Annotated in this window: 16 protein-coding genes; 12 read left to right on the forward strand and 4 right to left on the reverse strand. The window is 62.9% G+C overall.

What is annotated here, in order from left to right:
* Window positions 1-4: 4 nt before the first annotated feature.
* Genes JFC13_RS07985 through JFC13_RS08000 form a run of 4 tightly spaced genes read left to right on the forward strand, consistent with a single transcriptional unit; the run spans window position 5 to window position 3816 of the window.
* On the forward strand, window positions 5-1411 hold the full coding sequence (locus tag JFC13_RS07985; RefSeq protein ID WP_198396567.1) for an MFS transporter: 1407 nt from the start codon (window positions 5-7) through the stop codon (window positions 1409-1411).
* Window positions 1412-1445: 34 nt separating this feature from the next.
* The gene (locus JFC13_RS07990; RefSeq protein WP_198396568.1) at window positions 1446-2219 is read left to right on the forward strand and encodes an IclR family transcriptional regulator; all 774 of its coding nucleotides are present in this window, start codon (window positions 1446-1448) and stop codon (window positions 2217-2219) included.
* Window positions 2220-2221: 2 nt separating this feature from the next.
* A complete protein-coding gene (locus tag JFC13_RS07995) occupies window positions 2222-2860 on the forward strand; it encodes a bifunctional 4-hydroxy-2-oxoglutarate aldolase/2-dehydro-3-deoxy-phosphogluconate aldolase (protein ID WP_198396569.1) in 639 nt (212 codons plus the stop codon).
* A complete protein-coding gene (locus JFC13_RS08000; RefSeq protein ID WP_198396570.1) occupies window positions 2857-3816 on the forward strand; it encodes a sugar kinase in 960 nt (319 codons plus the stop codon). Before JFC13_RS07995 ends, JFC13_RS08000 begins: the two co-directional genes overlap by 4 nt.
* Before the next feature lie 125 nt (window positions 3817-3941).
* Here the strand turns inward: JFC13_RS08000 and JFC13_RS08005 are convergent, their stop codons facing one another.
* The 3 genes from JFC13_RS08005 to JFC13_RS08015 form a co-directional block, all read right to left on the reverse strand.
* On the reverse strand, window positions 3942-5309 hold the full coding sequence (locus tag JFC13_RS08005; RefSeq protein WP_198396571.1) for an SLC13 family permease: 1368 nt from the start codon (window positions 5307-5309) through the stop codon (window positions 3942-3944).
* A 148-nt stretch (window positions 5310-5457) separates the two neighbouring features.
* Window positions 5458-6840: an NAD(P)/FAD-dependent oxidoreductase gene (locus tag JFC13_RS08010; protein WP_198396572.1), complete on the reverse strand. Its 1383-nt coding sequence runs from the start codon at window positions 6838-6840 to the stop codon at window positions 5458-5460.
* 110 nt (window positions 6841-6950) lie between these two features.
* On the reverse strand, window positions 6951-8066 hold the full coding sequence (locus JFC13_RS08015; protein WP_198396573.1) for a YeiH family protein: 1116 nt from the start codon (window positions 8064-8066) through the stop codon (window positions 6951-6953).
* 86 nt (window positions 8067-8152) lie between these two features.
* On the opposite strand from JFC13_RS08015, the gene JFC13_RS08020 reads away from it, so the two are divergent.
* The 7 genes from JFC13_RS08020 to JFC13_RS08050 all read left to right on the forward strand — a co-directional run bounded on the left by JFC13_RS08020 (window position 8153) and on the right by JFC13_RS08050 (window position 16207).
* A complete protein-coding gene (locus JFC13_RS08020; protein ID WP_198396574.1) occupies window positions 8153-9070 on the forward strand; it encodes a LysR substrate-binding domain-containing protein in 918 nt (305 codons plus the stop codon).
* 63 nt (window positions 9071-9133) lie between these two features.
* Window positions 9134-10291, forward strand: a complete 1158-nt coding sequence (locus JFC13_RS08025; RefSeq protein WP_198396575.1) for a trans-sulfuration enzyme family protein — start codon at window positions 9134-9136, stop codon at window positions 10289-10291.
* Window positions 10291-10860 (forward strand): GNAT family N-acetyltransferase, encoded by a 570-nt coding sequence (locus JFC13_RS08030; protein WP_198396576.1) that lies wholly within the window; start codon window positions 10291-10293, stop codon window positions 10858-10860. The genes JFC13_RS08025 and JFC13_RS08030 overlap by 1 nt, the downstream gene beginning before the upstream one ends.
* Window positions 10861-10986: 126 nt before the next feature.
* A complete protein-coding gene (locus tag JFC13_RS08035) occupies window positions 10987-11985 on the forward strand; it encodes a cytochrome c oxidase assembly protein (RefSeq protein ID WP_198396577.1) in 999 nt (332 codons plus the stop codon).
* Between the two features lie 124 nt (window positions 11986-12109).
* Window positions 12110-12868: an enoyl-CoA hydratase gene (locus JFC13_RS08040; protein ID WP_198396578.1), complete on the forward strand. Its 759-nt coding sequence runs from the start codon at window positions 12110-12112 to the stop codon at window positions 12866-12868.
* A gap of 179 nt (window positions 12869-13047) precedes the next feature.
* Window positions 13048-14679: a long-chain-fatty-acid--CoA ligase gene (locus JFC13_RS08045; RefSeq protein ID WP_198396579.1), complete on the forward strand. Its 1632-nt coding sequence runs from the start codon at window positions 13048-13050 to the stop codon at window positions 14677-14679.
* 532 nt (window positions 14680-15211) lie between these two features.
* Window positions 15212-16207: a hypothetical protein gene (locus JFC13_RS08050; RefSeq protein ID WP_198396580.1), complete on the forward strand. Its 996-nt coding sequence runs from the start codon at window positions 15212-15214 to the stop codon at window positions 16205-16207.
* Between the two features lie 419 nt (window positions 16208-16626).
* Here the strand turns inward: JFC13_RS08050 and JFC13_RS08055 are convergent, their stop codons facing one another.
* Window positions 16627-17490: a hypothetical protein gene (locus JFC13_RS08055; protein ID WP_198396581.1), complete on the reverse strand. Its 864-nt coding sequence runs from the start codon at window positions 17488-17490 to the stop codon at window positions 16627-16629.
* A 118-nt stretch (window positions 17491-17608) separates the two neighbouring features.
* Between JFC13_RS08055 and JFC13_RS08060 the strand changes: the two genes are divergently transcribed.
* Window positions 17609-18544 (forward strand): 3-hydroxyacyl-CoA dehydrogenase NAD-binding domain-containing protein, encoded by a 936-nt coding sequence (locus tag JFC13_RS08060; protein ID WP_198396582.1) that lies wholly within the window; start codon window positions 17609-17611, stop codon window positions 18542-18544.
* Window positions 18545-18588 lie beyond the last annotated feature (44 nt).

Raw genomic sequence — 18588 nt, forward strand, 5'->3', positions numbered from 1 at the left:
ACATATGGAATCTGCTGCTGAGCAGGAGTCTGTTGTCGAACAGGCTTATGAGGATGCACGTTCGAAGAGCAACATCAGGATCGCAGTGGCCGCCGGTGGCGTCGGCACGATGCTGGAGCAGTTCGACTTCGCGATCTACGGCCTCGCAGCCGCACTGGTCTTTCCCAAGGTGTTCTTCCCCGAAGCTGACCCACTGGCCGGATCGCTGATGTCATTTGCCGGATTCGCTGTCGGCTTCTTCGCTCGCCCCTTCGGTGGAGTGTTGTTCTCTCACTTTGGCGAAAAGTTCGGACGCAAATGGGTTCTCGTAACCACACTGATCATTATGGGTTTGGCAACTTTCGCCATTGGTCTGGTGCCCAGTTATGGAACGATCGGCATAATGGCTCCGATTCTTCTCTTCGCCATGCGCCTGTTCCAGGGGCTCGGCGCAGGGGCCGAACAGTCGGGCTCGTCGACTCTGCTGACAGAGACCGTGCGCCCGGGAACCCGCGGCCGGCTCTCTTCCACAGTCATGGCGGGTGCAGCCGGAGGAACCGTCCTGGGCACGCTCGTCTTCGCAATGCTGCAGTGGTTCATGACCGAAGAGGACTTCCTAGCATGGGGCTGGAGGATCGTCTTCATCTTCTCGATCGTCATCACGATCGGCGCATGGTTCGTCAGGCGTCATCTCGTGGAGTCGCCGGTATTCGTCGAGCTGCAGGAATCCACCGCAGACCTGAAGAAGGAAGCCGCGCCACTGAAACTGGCAGTGAAGTTCGGGTGGAAGCGCATAGTGCAGACCGCGGTGATGAACTGGGGGCCGAACACCAACTCCTATACGGTGCAGACCTTCTTCGTCACGTTCGTGACGACAGGGGTACTACTGTCCGGCACGGATGAGTTGTTCCCACGTTCGACGATCACCGATATTCAGCTGATCGGTGCTGTCATCGGCATGATCTCCGCGTTCGCATGGGGCTTCCTCTCCGACAAATTCGGCCGCAAGCCGATCTACCTGCTCATCGCCGGAGTCGGCGCGCTGTTGCCGTTCGTCTACTTCAACCTGCTCGAAACAGGAGTTGTGTGGTTGGTCGCTCTGGCTGTCGGACTCGGATATATTTTCGCCGCCTATGGAAATGTCGGAGTCCAGACAAGCTATTTCCCTGAACTTTTCGGAACCAGGTACCGGTACGCGGGGGTGACGTTGGCTCGCGAAGCCTCCGCGCTCGTCGGCGGCGGCATTGCTCCGCTGGTGTGTTCGTGGCTGCTGCTGCAGTTCGGAACGTGGATCCCGCTCGCCATCTACATGGCCTTCACGATGCTGTGCACATTCCTCGCTACTATCTGGGTACCCGAAACAGTTGATCGCGATCTGTCTCTGAGCAATGATGCGAAAACTGGTGAGGCACGGACGGCTCTGCAGGAGTGAAAACTTTGCGGACGAATGAAGCGGGAGCAGAAAGATGAGTCAACGACTCGCTGGCGTCGACAGGGCATTGTCAGTGATGGAGTCCCTTGCTCGGTCCGGCCATCAGGGATTGGCGTTGGGGGAGTTGGCCAGCGAGCTTGAGCTGGACAAGGCAGCAGTCCACCGAATCCTGGCAACCTTGAAGGCTCGCGGATTCGCGTCCCAGGACTATGAGACCGGCATCTATTGTGTGGGCCCCGCTCTGCTGAGAATGACCGACGACTATTTCAGTCATGACACCCTTCGTAATATCTTGCATAAGGTGGCCTTGCTGGTCAGTGCTGAGGCGAACGAACTCTGTCACATCGGAGTTCCCGACGGCAACCACGTTCGCTATGTCGACAAGATCGAGCCGGAACTGGCCATTCGTGTGTATTCGCACGTGGGCATTCGCAACCCCATGTGGACGACAGCTCTGGGCCGGGCTCTGCTGGCAGTCGACACGGCTTCGATGCCAGATCTGGCGTCGCGGCTGCAGCTTCCCGATGATGAAGCGACACACCTGGCCCAGATTGTCGGAGAAGCACGGAGCCGCGGCTATGCGACCGAGACCGAAGAGAACGAGAAGGGCATCAGCTGTGTGGCAGTGGCCGTGGAACGAGGCGGAGTCGGACAGGCCGCCGTGAGCCTCACAGTTCCGTCCGAGCGCATGGGCTCGCAGCGCATGGGTCACCTCGGGTTGAGACTTCGCGCCATTTTAGAAGAGCAGTTGCCTCCGGGCCTGAGCCCGCAGTCCATCATGAATACCACTAGCGAAGGAAATAACTGACTATGAGTCTGGCAACATTCGACACTCTGCTGGGCGGGCGAAAGATCATCGCCGTGCTGCGAGGAAGGGACTCTTCCCAGTACGAGGGTGTTATTGAGACTCTCATAGATTCCGGGGTAAACGGTATCGAGCTGACGATGACGACTCCGGGCACTCTCGATGCACTCCCGGCTCTGCAGAAGCGTTTCGCTGACGATGCCTGTATCGGAGTTGGCACGGTTGTGAAAGAAGAAGCTGCGCGTAAGGCCATAGATTTGGGGGCAGAATACCTCGTGGCCCCCAACCTGAAATCCGAAGTCGTCTCTGTTGCAGTCGACGCAGCGGTCCCACTGCTGCCTGGAGTCCTGACCCCCTCAGAGGTCCAGCAGGCATTGGACCTCGGCGTGCAAACCGTCAAGATCTTTCCCGCTCAAACCGTCGGAGCTGGCTACCTCAAGCATCTGCGGGGACCGTTTCCTGAACTCCAGGCAATTCCGTCCGGGGGAGTGGACCTTGACGCAGCACGTGCGTGGCTGAGCGCCGGCGCCCCAGCCGTCAGCGTCGGAGGCCCACTTCTCGGTGACGTGTTCTCATCCGGCGACCTTGCCTGTCTGGGCCGCACCGCGAGTGCGTTCGTCCGTGAGTTGGAGACCGACTCGTGAGTCGATTCGTCACTCTGGGAGAGACAATGGGGCTAATCCGCTCTGAACGCATCGGTCACCTGGGAAACAACGCACCGATGGTTGCCGGCATGGGAGGGGCCGAGTCGAATGCGGCTATCGCTCTGGCCAGGTTGGGAAATGAGGTTTCCTGGGTGGGCAAAGTCGGTGATGATGACTTCGGTCGTCTCATCACTCGGGAACTCCGGGCAGAAAATGTGCAGACCTTCGGCCTCCTCGGTCGAGGTGCAACAGGTCTGATGGTCAAGACCACCCCACTCAACGGACTGCAGGATGTCGTCTATTCCAGATCGTTGAGTGCTGGCTCGGAGCTCAGCAACTGCGACATTTCCGACGATGTCATTGCCGCGGCAGATGTCTTGCACCTCACCGGGATCACCTTGGCACTGTCCGACTCAGCCCGACAGGCCGCTTTTCATGCAGTGGAGGTTGCTCGCGCTGCCGGCGTGAAGGTCAGCTTCGACGTGAACTATCGGGCCAAGATGTGGTCCGTTGATGATGCTCATCGTGCCTGCAGTGAGCTGGCGGCACAGGCCGATATCGTCTTCGCAGGATTCGATGAAGTTCGACTGTTGTTGGGCGACGATGTGACCATCGGCCCTGATGAAGTCGCCTCGGCACTGCCGCGCATCGTTGACTTGGGCGCACAGACCCCGGTGGTCAAAGAAGGAACCCTTGGTTCCTGGAGTCTGTCCGGCGGCACAGTGGTCCACGTGCCGGCCGTCGTCGTTCCGAGTGTGGACACGGTGGGTGCCGGAGACGGTTTTGCTGCAGGATTTCTCGACGCATTGTCTCGCGGTGCCGGAATAGACGAGGCGCTTGAGCTGGGCGCACGAGTCGGCGCATTCGCCTGTCTGACACCCGGCGATTGGGAAGGCTACCCGACACCCGAACAGCTGAAACTGCTTGACGGGGGCGGCGACACCGTCACTCGCTGACAGACCCCGACGACGTGAGATGCAGATGGTGCCCAGCGAATTTCGCTGGGCAGCATGTGCATCTCGAGAACTGTGCGGAGAACAGTCACTATGGTCCGGGCGCCTCAACGGCCCGGATCACAGTCTCAGAAGAACATTGCCGGGACGACGAGACCGCCGACGAGGACGATGGGACCGATGATGACCATCGACATGCCGAACTTCACGAGGATGCGCGTGAGTCGCGCCTTGTGATCCTGTGGAGCCGTGGCCACGACCGTGGCACCCAGCGTCGAGAACGGTGAGACGTCGACGACGGCCGAGCACACGCCCAGGGCTGCGATGAGCGCCCAGCCGGGGACTCCGCCGGCGGCGATGAGGGGCAGTGCCAGCGGCACGAGAGCGGCGAGGATGCCGGTCGTCGACGCGAACGCTGAGACCAGCCCGCCCACGATGCACAGGACGAAAGCGGCGATGAGCGGTGAACCGATCGCCTCGGCGCCCTCACCGAGCAGGTCCACAGCACCCATGTTCTGCAGCACGCCGACGAAGGTGATGATGCCGCCGACGAGCAGAACGGTCGACCAGTCGATCTTGGGCAGCGCGGCCTTGCCGGTCTTGGGATCGGCGAGTGAGAGGATCGCACCGAAGAAGAAGCACAGCAGACCGATATCGGGTTCCTTGCCGAACGCGGCCAGGACGACGACCGAACCGATGAGTCCGACCATGAGGACGACGGTGAGGATCTGCACGAAGGAGAAGGGACCCGAATCCGAACTCGCCGAGGTGCTGGATGAGTCGAAGAGGGCTTCGTCGTCCTCGTCCTCACCGAAGGCCACCTTCGTCGCCGAGGCGGATCCGCGGGAGATCGTCGAACCGGAGTGCGCGGAGCCGGCTGCGGCCATGGCGGACTTACGCCCGAAGAGCGTGCGACCGAACATGAAGTAGGCGACGGCGAGCATCACGAGGTAGACGACGACGGCGATGCCGAAGAGCAGGAACGGCGACAGATCGATTCCCGCATCATGGGCGGTGCTGTAGGTGACGATGCCGTAGAGGCTGGTCGGAGCGAATCCGCCGGCGCCGATGGCGAAGCAGATCGCCAGGCCCATCAGCGCATAGTCGACGCCGTACTTGCGGGCCACCTGCATACCCACCGGCATCATCACGAGACCGGCCAGGGGTGCACCCATGGAAGCAATGCCGGCTGTGATGACGAAGAAGACGATCGGGAGGAGGACGGCAGACGAACCGACCTTCTCCAGCGCCCAGTCGATGATCTTGTCGACGGTCCCGTTCTCCTGCGCAATGGCGAAGAAGTAGGTGACCCCGGCCAGCAGGATCATGATGGAGAGCGGGAACTCGGCGATGATGTCCTCGACGGTCATGTCTGTCAGGAACAGGCCGGTGCCGGCGGCGCCGACGAGCATGAGCACGCCGATCTGCACACCGCGGATCGCGCCGATTGCGAACAGGGCGATGAAGATCAACAACGCAATGATTTGAAGGAGCATGATTTCCCCATTTAGGCTGAAATTTCGCTGAACGAAACTGAATGACTCGCTGAGCGACACTACCAGCTCAGTCACGACAGGTGCGGTTGCCACCAGGCGGACGGCCGCAATTTCCCAAATATCGGAACGTGCTGGTGCTGTGCTGAGATCAGCCCATGACGTTTCCGCTTGTTCCAGCCGGAGACCTCAGGCGAGAGAAGGTTCCCAGGTTCAGTTCCCCTCCTGTGTGCCCAAGCGCAATCCGGACGGGGTCATGGTCATGGTCATGACCGTGCTCGACGGCATCGATGAGTTCTGCCATGGCCTCGCCGACCAGCGGAGCATTCTTGAACTGGTTGCCGCTGGTCCCGATCGCCTGATAGAAGCCATCCGCCTCGGAACGGTCGTAGATGGGAGTCCAATCGGTGGAGGCATCATAGACGCCGACGACTCCGCGGGCCCGGTTCGGGATCGTGATGTCGGTGAAGCGTTTGGCAGCTCGCAGAGCCTGCGTCTCGAACTGCTCGGGACGAACACTCATCGATACTGTGTCGGGGTCCTCGACCCACTCCAACTCATCACATTCGGGTTCCGAGCCTCCGATGAGCAGCTGACCGCCTACCTCGGCGCGCATATAGGTGCCGATGCCGGCATCGAGGAGCGCAGGAATAGGAGTGCCGTCACTGCGGATGACGGTCGATTCCGCCGGCAGAGTATGGACTTCTTGGCGCAGGGGAGTCAGCGAGACTCCGTGGTCGGATCCGACACCGGCGAGCTCGTTGAACCGCGAAGACCAGGGTCCGGCCGCATTGACCACGACGTCGGCGTCGAGAACCCGACCATCGGAGAGGTTGAGCGTCCACGCCGCGCTTGACTGTCCGGTGGCGCCATCTTCGGGACGGACATCGGAGGCATCGTGATTCCCCTCCGAGGCTCGGTAGTCCTCGTCGGAGACACTGTGGCGCACGCCGATGACTTCGGCGTTGTAGAGGAACTGGGCACCGTGTCGCTTCGCGGCGCGAGCGAAGTTCTCCGTGGCCAGTACGGGATCGGAGATGTACCCGCCGTCTGATGTGTACAGTGCCGTTGCGGGCTCGTCGCTGTCGTTGAGGAACGCCGGATCATCGGGGCGCTTTGGTGGATAGTGGTTCGAGGTATCGACGCCGGGCAGCTCCCGGGCGAGGTCGGCCGCGTCCCAGTCGGCGTAGGGGATCGAGAGATCCGCGAAGTCTGTGCGGATGGTGTCCGGGAGCAGTCCGGGTATGTCGATGACGGCCATGCCGGTGCGGATGAAGTCCGCGACCGGCTCTGATTCCGGTGCCTGAACATGGCCGCGCAGGTTCTCCCAGAGGTGCTTCGACTCCCAAGCCATGGCAATGGAGTCCCGCAGAGAATAGGTGAAGCGAACGATCGCGCTGGTGGCCCCGGTCGAGCCCTGCGCCGGACCGGATTTCTTGTCGACGACGGTGACCGCGTATCCGCGTTTGGCCAAGGAGAACGCGATCGACGCTCCCATCACGCCGCTGCCGACGACTATCGCGTTCGCGCTCATTGCAGCACCCTTCGACTGAATCATGGTTCGACTTCGCAATCATCGTAACGAGAGCGGGTTGTCTGCAGAGGGAGCTTCCAGCATGTGTGCACCGAGGCAGGCGTTTAAGCTCAGGTCAGCATCAGGGCACCGCCGAGCCCGATCACGGCGACGATGAGAGTCGTCGTCGCGGCCAGGCCGATCGGACCGGCGCCGAGGTTGCGCAGGGAACGCCATTGGACTCCGCGGCCGAGGGCGAACATCGCCATGGCCAGACACACGGTCTGGATCCAGCCCAGACCGGAGACCGCGAAGTCCGGCAACAGGCCGAAGGTGCGCAGGCCCGCCATAATGAGGAAGCCGAGGACGAACAGCGGCACGATGGGCGGACGCTTCGTCGCAGGTGCAGCAGCCGACTGCACCTGTGCCGACGAGGACCCGGCGGCCGGCGTAGACTGAGCGGCCGCCTCGGCGGGGGACTGCGACGTCGCCTCATTCCGTGACATCGCGGCGGAGGAAGCCATCGCTGCCCGCTCGCGGCTCTCATTGCGGCGCATCACCATGCTGAGCACGGCGACGGTCGGGGCGAGCATGATGACACGGGAGAGCTTGACGAGGACGGCAACCTGCAGGGCCGCGGGCCCGATGATGCCGCCGATCGCGACGACCTGCGCGACCTCGTGCGTGGACGCACCGCCCCACATGCCGGCGGTGTCCTGGGCTAGCCCGAAGGCAACGCTCAGCGAGGGGATCACGGCGATCATCAGCGTGCCGAAGAGGACCACGAGACCGATCGCCGCGGCCACGTCCTCCTTCTTCGCCTTCAGCGTCGACTCGACCCCGGCGACTGCGGCGGCTCCGCAGATGCCGAACCCGCAGCCGATGAGCAGCGCGAGATTCGAATCGACGCGGAACGGACGCGCCAGCAGCAGACCGGAGACGATGCCGACTGCGACGACGATCGCGGCGAGGACGAGGACCAGCCAGCCGAGGTCGAGGATATCGCCGAGCACGACCTGCGCGCCGAGGGCCACAATGCCCAGACGCAGGAGGGGTTTGGCCGCGAAGTCGAGACCGGGACGGAAGATCTGCGGCAGTTCGGGGAGCACATTTCCGACGATGATGCCCAGGACGATGGCGATGAGCAGCGGGGAGAGGATGGGAGCCACCATCGAGACGGGCCACGCGATGGCTGTGGCTGCTGCGGCGACTCCCAAGCCAGGGAGGAGGTAGACGATGCGATTCATGAGTTCAGTCTGTCAAGCGGCCGGGGTTTTCGGTAGACGGTATTGTTCGACCGACCCATATGGCACTGATATGGCAGAATTGGGGCATGCGAGACCTCAGCAGAATGCAGGACTGGCCCGAGCTTCCGGCTCTGGGGCTGCTGGTGACGCTGAGCGCGAGCGCCCAGTCCATCGGTCAGGCCGCCGAGGCGATGGGCCTTGCCCAGCCGAATGCCTCACGCAGTCTGCGCAACCTCGAGCGAGACCTCAAGGTGCCGCTGCTGAAGCGCTCGCCGCAGGGCACCCAGCTCACCGCCGAAGGCCACGCCGTTGCCCAGTGGGCCTCGAAGGTCATCGACGCCTATGCCGATCTCAACGCCGGCACTCGAGCCATCCAGGACGCGCGGGCCGGCACCGTGCGGGTGTCCGCCTCACTGACTGTGGCCGAATACCTGCTGCCCCGGTACTTGACGACGTTCACCTCGACGCACCCCGACATCGATGTGGGCCTGGCGGTCGAGAACTCCTCCGCAGTCATCGCCGCCGTGCGTGAGCAGCGCTGCGACCTCGGCCTCATCGAGTCCGTATCCCTGCCCCAGGATTTCCCCGCCGAGGTGGTCGGCCATGACCGGCTCATGATCGCCGCCGCACCCGCCTTCGCCGATGCCTGGACTGACCCGATCACCGCCGAGGCGCTGGCCGAGGTTCCGCTGCTGGTCAGAGAGGTCGGTTCGGGAACGAGAGAGGTCCTCGACGCCGCGTTGGCGCAGTTCGGTGGGGCACGTGTGGCAGGGGAGTACGGGTCGAACTCGGCGCTGAAGATCGCAGCGGCCACCGGCATCGCACCGGTCGTGCTCTCTGAGCTGGCCCTGCGCGATGACTTCCGGGCCCAACGCTTAGTGCCGCTGCCGGTGGAGGCCGGAGTCGCCCTCGAACGCGAGCTGCACGCGGTGTGGTCACCCAGGCGACGACTCTCAGCCGGAGCCAGAGCACTGCTCGAGCACATGGTGCGGGTGCGCGACTGAGACGTCACTGCCACGACTGAGACATCGGTGCGCAGCGGTCGGCTCTCGGCATATATTGGGACGATGACCTCACGAGATTTCTCCCACGCACCAGAAACCGTCCTCGTCGAAGCGGGTCGTCCGCAGCGCTCGAACGGTTCGTCGGTGAACCCGCCGATCGAACTGTCCTCGACCTTCGTCGGCAGCGGAGAGATCGACCATTCCGAGCATGTCTACGGGCGATTTTCGACACCGGCCTGGACCCCGTTCGAAGAGGCATTGGCCGAACTCGAACATGCCGAACTTCCCGGACTGGTCTTCGGCTCAGGGCTGGCGGCGATCGCCGCTGCGCTCAGCCTGGTCCCACGCGGCGGCACTCTGATCATGCCCCAGCACTGCTACCAGGGCTCACTGGAGTCCGCGGGCGAGGTCGCCGAGCGCAGCGGATTCGATTTCGTCACCGTCGACATCGCCGACACCGGCGCCGTCGTCAGCGCACTCGATGACGTTGCTGCCGCCTCGGCGGTGCTGTGGATCGAATCGCCGACCAACCCGATGCTCGAAGTCGCTGACACACCCGCACTCATCTCCGCTGCGCGCGATCGCGGCATCCTGACCGTTGTCGACAACACCTTCGCGACTCCGCTCCTGCAGACGCCGCTTGATCTGGGCGCGGACGTCGTCGTCCACTCCGTCACCAAATACCTCGCCGGACACTCGGATGTCGTCCTCGGCGCGGCGCTGACAAGCAACGAAGATCTTCACAAGCGGCTTCATAGTGAACGCTCACTGCGCGGAGCCATCGCCGGTCCCTTCGAGGTGTGGTTGGCGCTGCGGGGCCTGCGGACGCTGTCTGTGCGCATGGAGCGAGCCCAGGCCAATGCCGCGCTGATCGCCGAACGGCTGAGTTCGCATCCCAACGTCGTCGAGACCCGCTACCCGGGTCTGCCCGGAGACCCCGGGCATGAGCGTGCGGCGTCGCAGATGTCGGGATTCGGTGCGGTGGTCGCCTTCTGCACGGAGACCGCGCAGCAGGCCACCGCCGTCGCCGAGGCGGTCCGGGTGTGGACGCCGGCCACCTCCCTGGGCGGTGTGGAGTCCCTCATCGAACGCCGTCGGCGCAATGCCTCGGAACCGGAGTCGGTCCCCGACGGGCTGCTGCGTCTGAGCGTGGGCATCGAACACGCCGACGACTTGTGGAACGACCTCGACGCGGCCATCCGTGCCGCCCACGGCGCCTGATGGCAGAGCCGTTCGTGCTTGACCGCCCGGGGCTTCAGGACCTGGACGAGGTGTTCGAGATCTACAGCGACCCCCGCGTGTGGGCGCATTTTCCCAGCGGCCGGATGATCAAGCGGGAGGAAGCCGAGGCGTACCTGCTGACCCGCATCGCTGATTGGGAGATCGACGGGCTCGGATCATGGATCGTCCGTGAGTCGGAGGACGGGCCGGTGTTGGGGATGTGCGGCTGCGGCGTCAGGCGCATGCCCTTGGCCGATGAGTGGAACCCGGATCGGATCGAGGCCTATTGGAACCTGGGCTACCGCTTCCGCCCCGAGGTCCAGGGCCGCGGCTATGCCAGCGAGATCTCTCGCATGGCCGTAGCTCGGGCCCAGGAGCTCAAACCCGAACTGCCAGTCATCGCCTACCTGCTCGAGCACAATGCGGCCTCACGGAAAGTGGCTGAGAAGGTCGGTCTGAGCCTGCAGCATCGAGCTCCCGACGCCGGCAATCCCGATCCGCAGGCGATGCGCCTGGTCTACGCCGACCGGCCTCTGACCGGGACCCAGCTGGCGGCTGCGCTGATCTGAGCACGACGCTGGACTGCTCTGAGCACGCTGCTTGGCCGAGCGGGTGACGCGGCGGCGCATCAGGCGTACGGTGGTGACCGACACGCACTTCTACGACCTGTAGAAGTCAAGTGGGAGGGAGCGATCATGCATGAGCACGGGATGAGCGGACTGATGTGGCACCCGACGCTTCCGCCGACGTTCCAGCGGGTCATCGACTGGCATCCGCAGCCGATCCCCATCATCGTCATTCTCGCGGCGTTCGGCCTGGTGCTGTATGCCTTCTGCGTGTGGCTGCTGCATCGCCGCGGAGTGAAGTGGCCGATCACACGCCTCATCTGGTGGACCCTGGGCATCGCCACCGTCATCCTCGTCGATGGCACGGCGTTGAATGGCTATGGTATGGCGCTGTTCAGCATGCACATGATCCAGCACATGATTCTGTCGATGCTCAGCCCCATCCTGTTGGTCTTGGGGGCACCGATCACCCTGATGCTGCGTGTCCTGCCGGCCGGGTCAGGCCGGTGGAATGCGCGCCGGGTGATCCTCTCCATCGTCCACAGCCCACCGATGCGCGTGCTGACCAACCCAGTCGTGACAACCGTGCTGTTCCTGATGAGCTTGTACGGGCTGTATTTCACGCCCGCCTTCGACTGGCTGATGTCGACGATGTGGGGACACAACCTGATGTTCATCCACTTCGTGGCCATCGGGATGCTCTACTTCTGGAACATCTTCGGAGTCGACCCCTCTCCGCGAACGAGCAGCAAGCGGCAAGTGCGCATCGATCCCACCGTGGTGCAGGTCTTCGAGATAGTGGCCACCATCCCCTTCCACGCATTCTTCGGCGTTGTCGTGATGATGTCGACGACATTGCTCACGAGCTTCTACAACATGCCGATGTGGGGCATCGATCCATTGAAGGACCAGTTCCTCGGAGGAGGCATCGCGTGGGCCTTCACAGAGATCCCGACGCTGATCATGCTCGGCGTGCTGGTGTTCAAATGGCAGAGATCGGATGAACGCCTGAGTCGCCGTCTCGATCGCCAGGCTGCCAGGGACGGTGACGCAACGCTGCGGGACTACAACGCCTATTTGGCCTCGCTGTCTGAGGCAGACCAACATGACAGCCGGCACCAGGCGTGACCACTGTGGCCCGGCAGGACCACCTTCCGCAGGCGCTTCTGAGACGTGTGACCCAGATCAACTTATCGTGCGTTAAAGTTGGGGTGAAAGATCAGTCATCCAGCGCCAACTAAGAGGAGTCGCTTTGACCTCGAGTGTTCTCACCGACCTGCGAGATGGGGTCGTGACTGTCACGATCAATCGCCCCGAAAGCCTCAACGCGCTGACCAGGGAGACCCTTGAGGGGGTCGGTGAATCCGTCGCCGAGGCGGCCACCACGGCTCGTGCGCTCATCATCACCGGCAATGACCGGTCGTTCAGTTCAGGTGCCGACCTGCAGGGGTCTGTGCAAGGGGGAGGGGTCGGCCTTGATCGGGCCAATGCGATCATCCGATCGATCATCGATCTGCCGATTCCGACCATCGCCGCGGTCTCCGGCCCGGCCGCCGGCATCGGCTGTTCCCTGGCCCTGGCCTGCGACTACACCGTGATGAGCGAAGAGTCCTATCTGATGCTGGCCTTCACCAAGATCGGGCTCATGCCCGACGGCGGGGCAACGGCACTCGTGGCAGCCTCGGCGGGCCGGCATCGAGCCATGAAGATGGCCCTGACAGCACAGAAGGTGTGGGCGAAGGAAGCAGCGGATTGGGGCCTGGCCAGTCTGGTCACTCCGGCAGGTGAGCACCTGAGCCGGGCGCAGGAGATTGCGGCGCAGTGGGCTCAGGGCGCACCTCTGGCCTTCGCGGCCTCGAAAGAAGCCATCAACGCGGCGACACTGACTGAACTGGACGATGCATTCGATCGGGAGCTCACAGGGCAGACGGACCTGCGGGCGAGTAAGGACTTCGCCGAGGGAGTCGCCGCATTCATTGAGAAGCGCGGACCGAACTTCAGCGGCGAATAGCCGACGGGCCCGGAACACGATGCCCACGCGTTTCTCGACGCCCCCACGTTTCTAATTGGTAACGTTGCGGCGAAAGATGTGAGCGGTATCACTTGCCGGGATAGTCTGACGATGAAAATAGTCCGGATATCTGCACGGCACCTCCACCCCAGAACGACCACCATGACAAAAGGAGTCTCATGCTTACAGGCATTCCATCCACTCTCGGAGACAGCTACCAGCTCAACACCACCACCCTGATCCGCCATGCAGCGACCTTCTTCGGCGAATCAGAGGTCGTCTACCGCCGATCGGACGGGTCCTGGGGTCGTTCGAACTACGCCGATGAGTACAAGCGGATGGCCCAGCTGGCCCATGGCCTGGACGAACTCGGCGTGGGTGCAGGCTCCATGGTCGGCGTCATCGACTGGAACTCCCGCCGTCACCTCGAGCTGTACTTCTCGGTCCCCGGCGTGGCCGCGACCATGCTCCAGCTCAACCTGCGTCTGGCCCCCGAGGACCTCGCCTACGTGGTCAGCCACTCGAAGTCCGACTGGATCTTCGTTGACGAATCACTCCTCCACGTCGCCGAGGCACTCGCCCCGAAGCTCGACGTCAAGGGCTGGGTCGTCATGACCGACAAGCCCGCCTCGGAGATCGAGACATCTCTGGAGAACGTCGTCTTCTACGAGGACCTCATCGCCGACAAGCCTGAGACCTACGACTGGCCCGTCGTCGACGAGAAGACCGCGGCCTACGCCGGCTACACGACCGGAACCACAGGCCGACCCAAGGGCGTCTACTACTCCCACCGCTCGATCTACCTGCACACGATGGGCGGACTGGCAGCACTGCAGGCGACCTTCGACGACTGCGTCATGCCGATCACCCCCATGTTCCACGTGCTCTCCTGGGGCTTCCCGCAGAATGCAGTGGCGGCTGGCGCCAAGCTCGTCCTGCCCGGCAAATTCGCGGCCGAAGAGTTCGGCGCCATCGGTCAGGCCTTCATCGAAGAGAAGGTGACGCTGGCCAACGGTGCGCCTGCGATCTTCACCCCGATGCTGGCGATGATGAAGAGCATGCCGACCCCGCCTGACCTCAGCGGAGTCCGCCTTGTTTCGGGCTCCTCCGAACCGCCGCTGTCGATGATGCGCGGGTTCAAGGAGATCACCGGCGCCGAGGTGATCCACGGCTACGGTGCCACCGAGACCACTCCGCTGGCCACCACGAACTGGCGCCTGAAGTCCGGCATGAACCTCAGCGAAGAGGAGAGGTGGGACCTCAAGCGCTACCAGGGTCTGCCGATCATCGGCGTCGATCTCAAGATCGTCGACCCGACCGGCCAGGAGATGCCCCGTGATGGGAAGTCTGTGGGCGAGATCGTCATGCGCGGTCCCTGGATCACCGAGTCCTACTACCAGCTGCCCGACAATGCGGACCGGTTCATCGACGGCTGGTGGCGCTCGGGTGACGTCGGTGTCATCGACCAGCATGGTTATCTCAAGATCACCGACCGCCTCAAGGATGTCATCAAGTCCGGCGGCGAGTGGATCTCCTCGATCGATATGGAGAACGCGATCCTCGACAGCCCCAACGTCAAGGAGGCAGCCGTCATCGGAGTCCCCGATGAGAAGTGGGATGAGCGTCCCGTCGCCTATGTCGTAGCCAGCGACGGCGCCGAGGTGACCCGTGAGTCGATCATCGAAACGCTGAGTGAGCGCTTCGCCAAGTGGCAGATGCCAGATGAGGTCAACGTCGTTGCGGAGATGCCTCGCACGTCGGTCGGGAAGCTCGACAAGAAGCTGCTGCGCAAGAATTGGGAAGAGAAGTGAGCTGAGCAACCAGGCCAAAGAGACCGCGAGGTCAGACTTGCTTCCTCGAAACGCGGGTGTTCAATCGAAACTCGGTTGAACACCCGCGTTCGTCGGTTCGGCGTGCGGTTTTCGATCAAATCAGCGCCTGAGGTAAAGGTGCCGGACCCGAGTCTCAGCGCGCAGTCCGTGTCTCAGACCCAAATGGAGAGTGCGGGGCTGAAGGGTCGGGAAGTCGCGGGCAGGCTGCGCGCCGTTGAGGACGGAGCCGGGCTGCCCCCGAGCACCCTCGCCGGCCGTCCAAAGGGTTTCGCCTCCCCGGGGCTGCATGCTCACTCTTTCCACACGGTTCACCCTTTCCTCAGCACTTGCCTGTTCTGTGGAATCATGACTTAACCTCGCTCCCGCCTGTTCTGCGGGGTCATGTCTGATCCTCGCTCCCGCCTTTCACTCGCACTCGTAATTGAATTCTTCTCTTTAGCGTATAAGCGCATTAGGTGTAAATAGATAGTATTTGATTGCGTTTGATGCTGGATAGATGCATAATGATGGAATGTTCCGGGTGCTGACAACCAAGCAACTGTGCGAGCTCGACATGCCGCGACAGCATGTGGCTGAGGCTGTCGGGTGCTGTCTGTACAAGGTGCGACGGGGATATTTCGCCCTCAAAGGCCGGTGCGACCAGGAGCATCATGCTGTGCTCGCACCATTTTCCTCTGAGCCAGGGACCACGTTCCCGAAATTTCATGGAGACATCAGAGACGAGATCGAGCGGTTGCGGCTGCAGATATCGACCCGACGTGACACTGTGCTGCCCGGCGATGTCTTCTCGCATGTGTCGGCGGCGCTCCTTCACGGCCTTGATCCGGTGATCACTGGGACGAGGAAAGTAGAGGTCTCCAGGGGCACAGTCACTCGGAACTATCCTGGAATGTTCGTGTACTCGCGCAAGCTCGAAGTCTCTGATGTCGCTGAGGGTTTCAGCTATCCGATTACCACCTTGAGCCGCACTCTCGCAGACATCGCTCTCGATCACAGTCTTGAAGTCTCTGTTCCCTTGATTTCACAGGCGATGAGAGATCGCGGGGTGAGTACCGATGAAGTTCGCCGGTATTTGAGGAACGGGAGGCGTGGCCTGCGGCGGGCGCAAGTGGCGTTGGATCTCTCGGGCGCTGTTTACGAAGCGCCGTCCGAGTCATTTTGTGCAGTCAAGTTCCACAGACACGGGATCACCGGGATGGTGCCTCAGGTTGATGTTCGGTCCGCCGTGGGTGGGCTCATTGGGCGCAATGATTTTCAACACGACACGGTTCCCGTCATAGTCGAGGTTCACGGAGTGGGGAAATACTATCTCCACCCTGATGGTCCTGATGAAGCTGCAAAGCAAAACCATCAGCGCCACATGAATCTTCTCAATGCCGGATACCAAGTCTTCAATCTGACATTCGGTGACCTATTCCGCCCGGGAAGCTTCACTGCGATCAAGAACTGCATCGATTCGTTGATGATCAAGCATCAGCGGCAGGCCCTGGCTGAGCGAGTGAACTAGGATCTACGCTGAACTGAGGCCGCCAATTTGGGTCAGGCAAGTTGAGAGCTGTTGCGACGCTGCATCGAAACACGGTGTCTGTCCCGAATATCGGTTGTGCACTTAGATGTCTCAGGGCGACGCCCGTTTTTCGGGGAAGGCGCCTGGTGCCCGACGTGTTTCTCGGCGAGCCGGGCGCGTGTCAGCGCTGTACCCGAGTTGCGGGGTGCGTGCCGCGGCTCGGCTAGCTGCTGTGCAGTGGATGGTTCACGGGCATTCCTCCGCCGTTGTCGCGATAGATGAAAGTCGCGAGACTCTACCCGCGTGGTTCAAGGGTGGGGAGGCAGACGGGCGGGCGCCCACTCAGGGGTGGGGAGGCAGGCAGGCAGGCATCCACGCAGGAGAGGCAGGCGGGCGCCCACTTGCAGGCGGGTGCGCCCTCACGGGTGGTGGAGCAGGTACGTTCCGCCCTTGAGGCAGGTGTCGAGGACCCAGCCGTCAGCGACGAGCGCGGTCAGCGAATCGCGCAATGCCTTCCGCCACCGTGAGGCGAGTTCGGCATCCTGGCCGCGCAGCGTCTCGATGTCGGAGGGAATGTCGAGGGAGACCAGACTGGCTTCCTTAGGCACTTCGGCAACCAGCGGTTCACCGTTGTCGTCACTGCGCAGACATTCGAAGGCATCGTCCGCCTCGGCGAGCGTGGCTCTGGCCGGCTTGTCGAGCGGCCACGATACGACCATGCGGTCGCTGGCCTGACCGGCATTGACGCCGTCGCGCATCTGCCCGTAGAAGTCCTCGAGGTATTCGACCATTCCCACTCCCAGACGCTGGAAGTTGAAGTAGGCGTTGCGTGCCACCAGCGGATCGAAGGTCCAGGTCATCTCCGTGACGCCGAGGTTGAGGCACCACAGGCGCTGATGCAGCTTCATCGCCGACCCGGCGCCGCGGCCGATGATCTGATGTCGCACACCAGCGATGTGAGAGTGCATGACCGTTCCCAGCGGCTGGCCGAAGAAGCCGATCGTCACCCCGATCATCTCGTCGGGTTCGTCGAGGCTGTAGGCGGCCGAGACATAGTTTCCCGCATGGGCGAAGGCGACGATGAGTCCGGGCTCGAGCACATTGGTGCCCGTCTCGTCGACGCTCCACACCTCGTCGAGCAGGAGGGCGGCTTCGGCGGCCTCGGCGGCGGTGTGGATCTCGCGCACCTCGATCCGGGCGGCGTCAGCTGCGGCCGCATACTCATCCTCGGCCAGGGCAATGATCTCCGAGTCCACTGTGGTCAATCCTTCGCGCGGTGTCATGGTGACATTGTGCCACCGAACAGCCCGTCTTGACGTGCCCGCACATCGATATCTGAAGCATCTGTGCTGGTGCCGGCGGGTGACGTCGAAGAGCAATCGGCAGGTATAGCCTTAAGTTATGAGCTTCTGCGTTGCTGTCATAGGGGCCGGGACGATCGGCCGTTCATTCGCTTGGCTGTTCGCCCGATCGGGTTACCCGGTCCAGGTCTTCGACCCCAGAGACGACCTCGCCGAGGTGGTCGCCGAGTTGCAGGCCGCCGTCAGTGCCGATGCTGCCGCCCACGAAATGCTCGCCTCCGAACTCGGGTCCATCAGCCTCGCCGAATCCGTCGAGGCCGCGGTGGCTGAAGCCTCGTTCGTGCAGGAATCGGGGCCCGAGGATCCCCAAGCCAAGCCGAAGCTGTTCGCCCAGATCGCGGCAGCGGCCCCGACCGACGCGGTCTTCGCGACCTCCTCGTCGACCATCCCTGCATCATTGATCGCTCGACATCTGCCAGCGGAGGTCGCAGCCCGCGTCATCGTCGGCCATCCGTTCAATCCTCCCCACCTCATGCCCCTGGTGGAGGTGGTTCCGGCCCCGGCGACCAGCTCCGAGACTGTCGAGCGAGCCCTCGAATTCTACCGCAGCTGCGGGCGCGAACCCGTGGCACTGAACCGGGAAGTTCGCGGGTTCGTCGGCAACCGCCTGCAGAACGCGCTGATGAAGGAGGCGATCGCACTGGTGTCCAACGGTGTCATCTCGGCACCCGACCTCGACGCGGTGATGAAGAATTCTCTGGGCCTGCGCTGGTCCGCGGTGGGGCAGTTCGAGGCGATGCACCTCGGCGGGGGAGAGACAGGGATCCGAGGTTTCATGCAGCACATCGGAACCTCGTTCGCCCAGATCGGCGAGCTTCCACTCGACCTCAGCGATGAGGGCATGGCCGATGTCTATGCCCAGGTGGAGCGGGCCTACGGCCAGACGCCGAGCCGGGCCGCCGCCGAGGCCAGGGACCGGGCGCAGCGCTCCGTGCTCGAGTCCCGTGGCCAGGGTGGCGCGCACTCACAGGAGTGAGACAGCGGTGAGGCGCCGCTGCCCACAGGAGTGAAGCAGCGGCT

The organism is Brevibacterium antiquum (genome assembly GCF_016107655.1).
GTDB lineage: Bacteria > Actinomycetota > Actinomycetes > Actinomycetales > Brevibacteriaceae > Brevibacterium > Brevibacterium antiquum.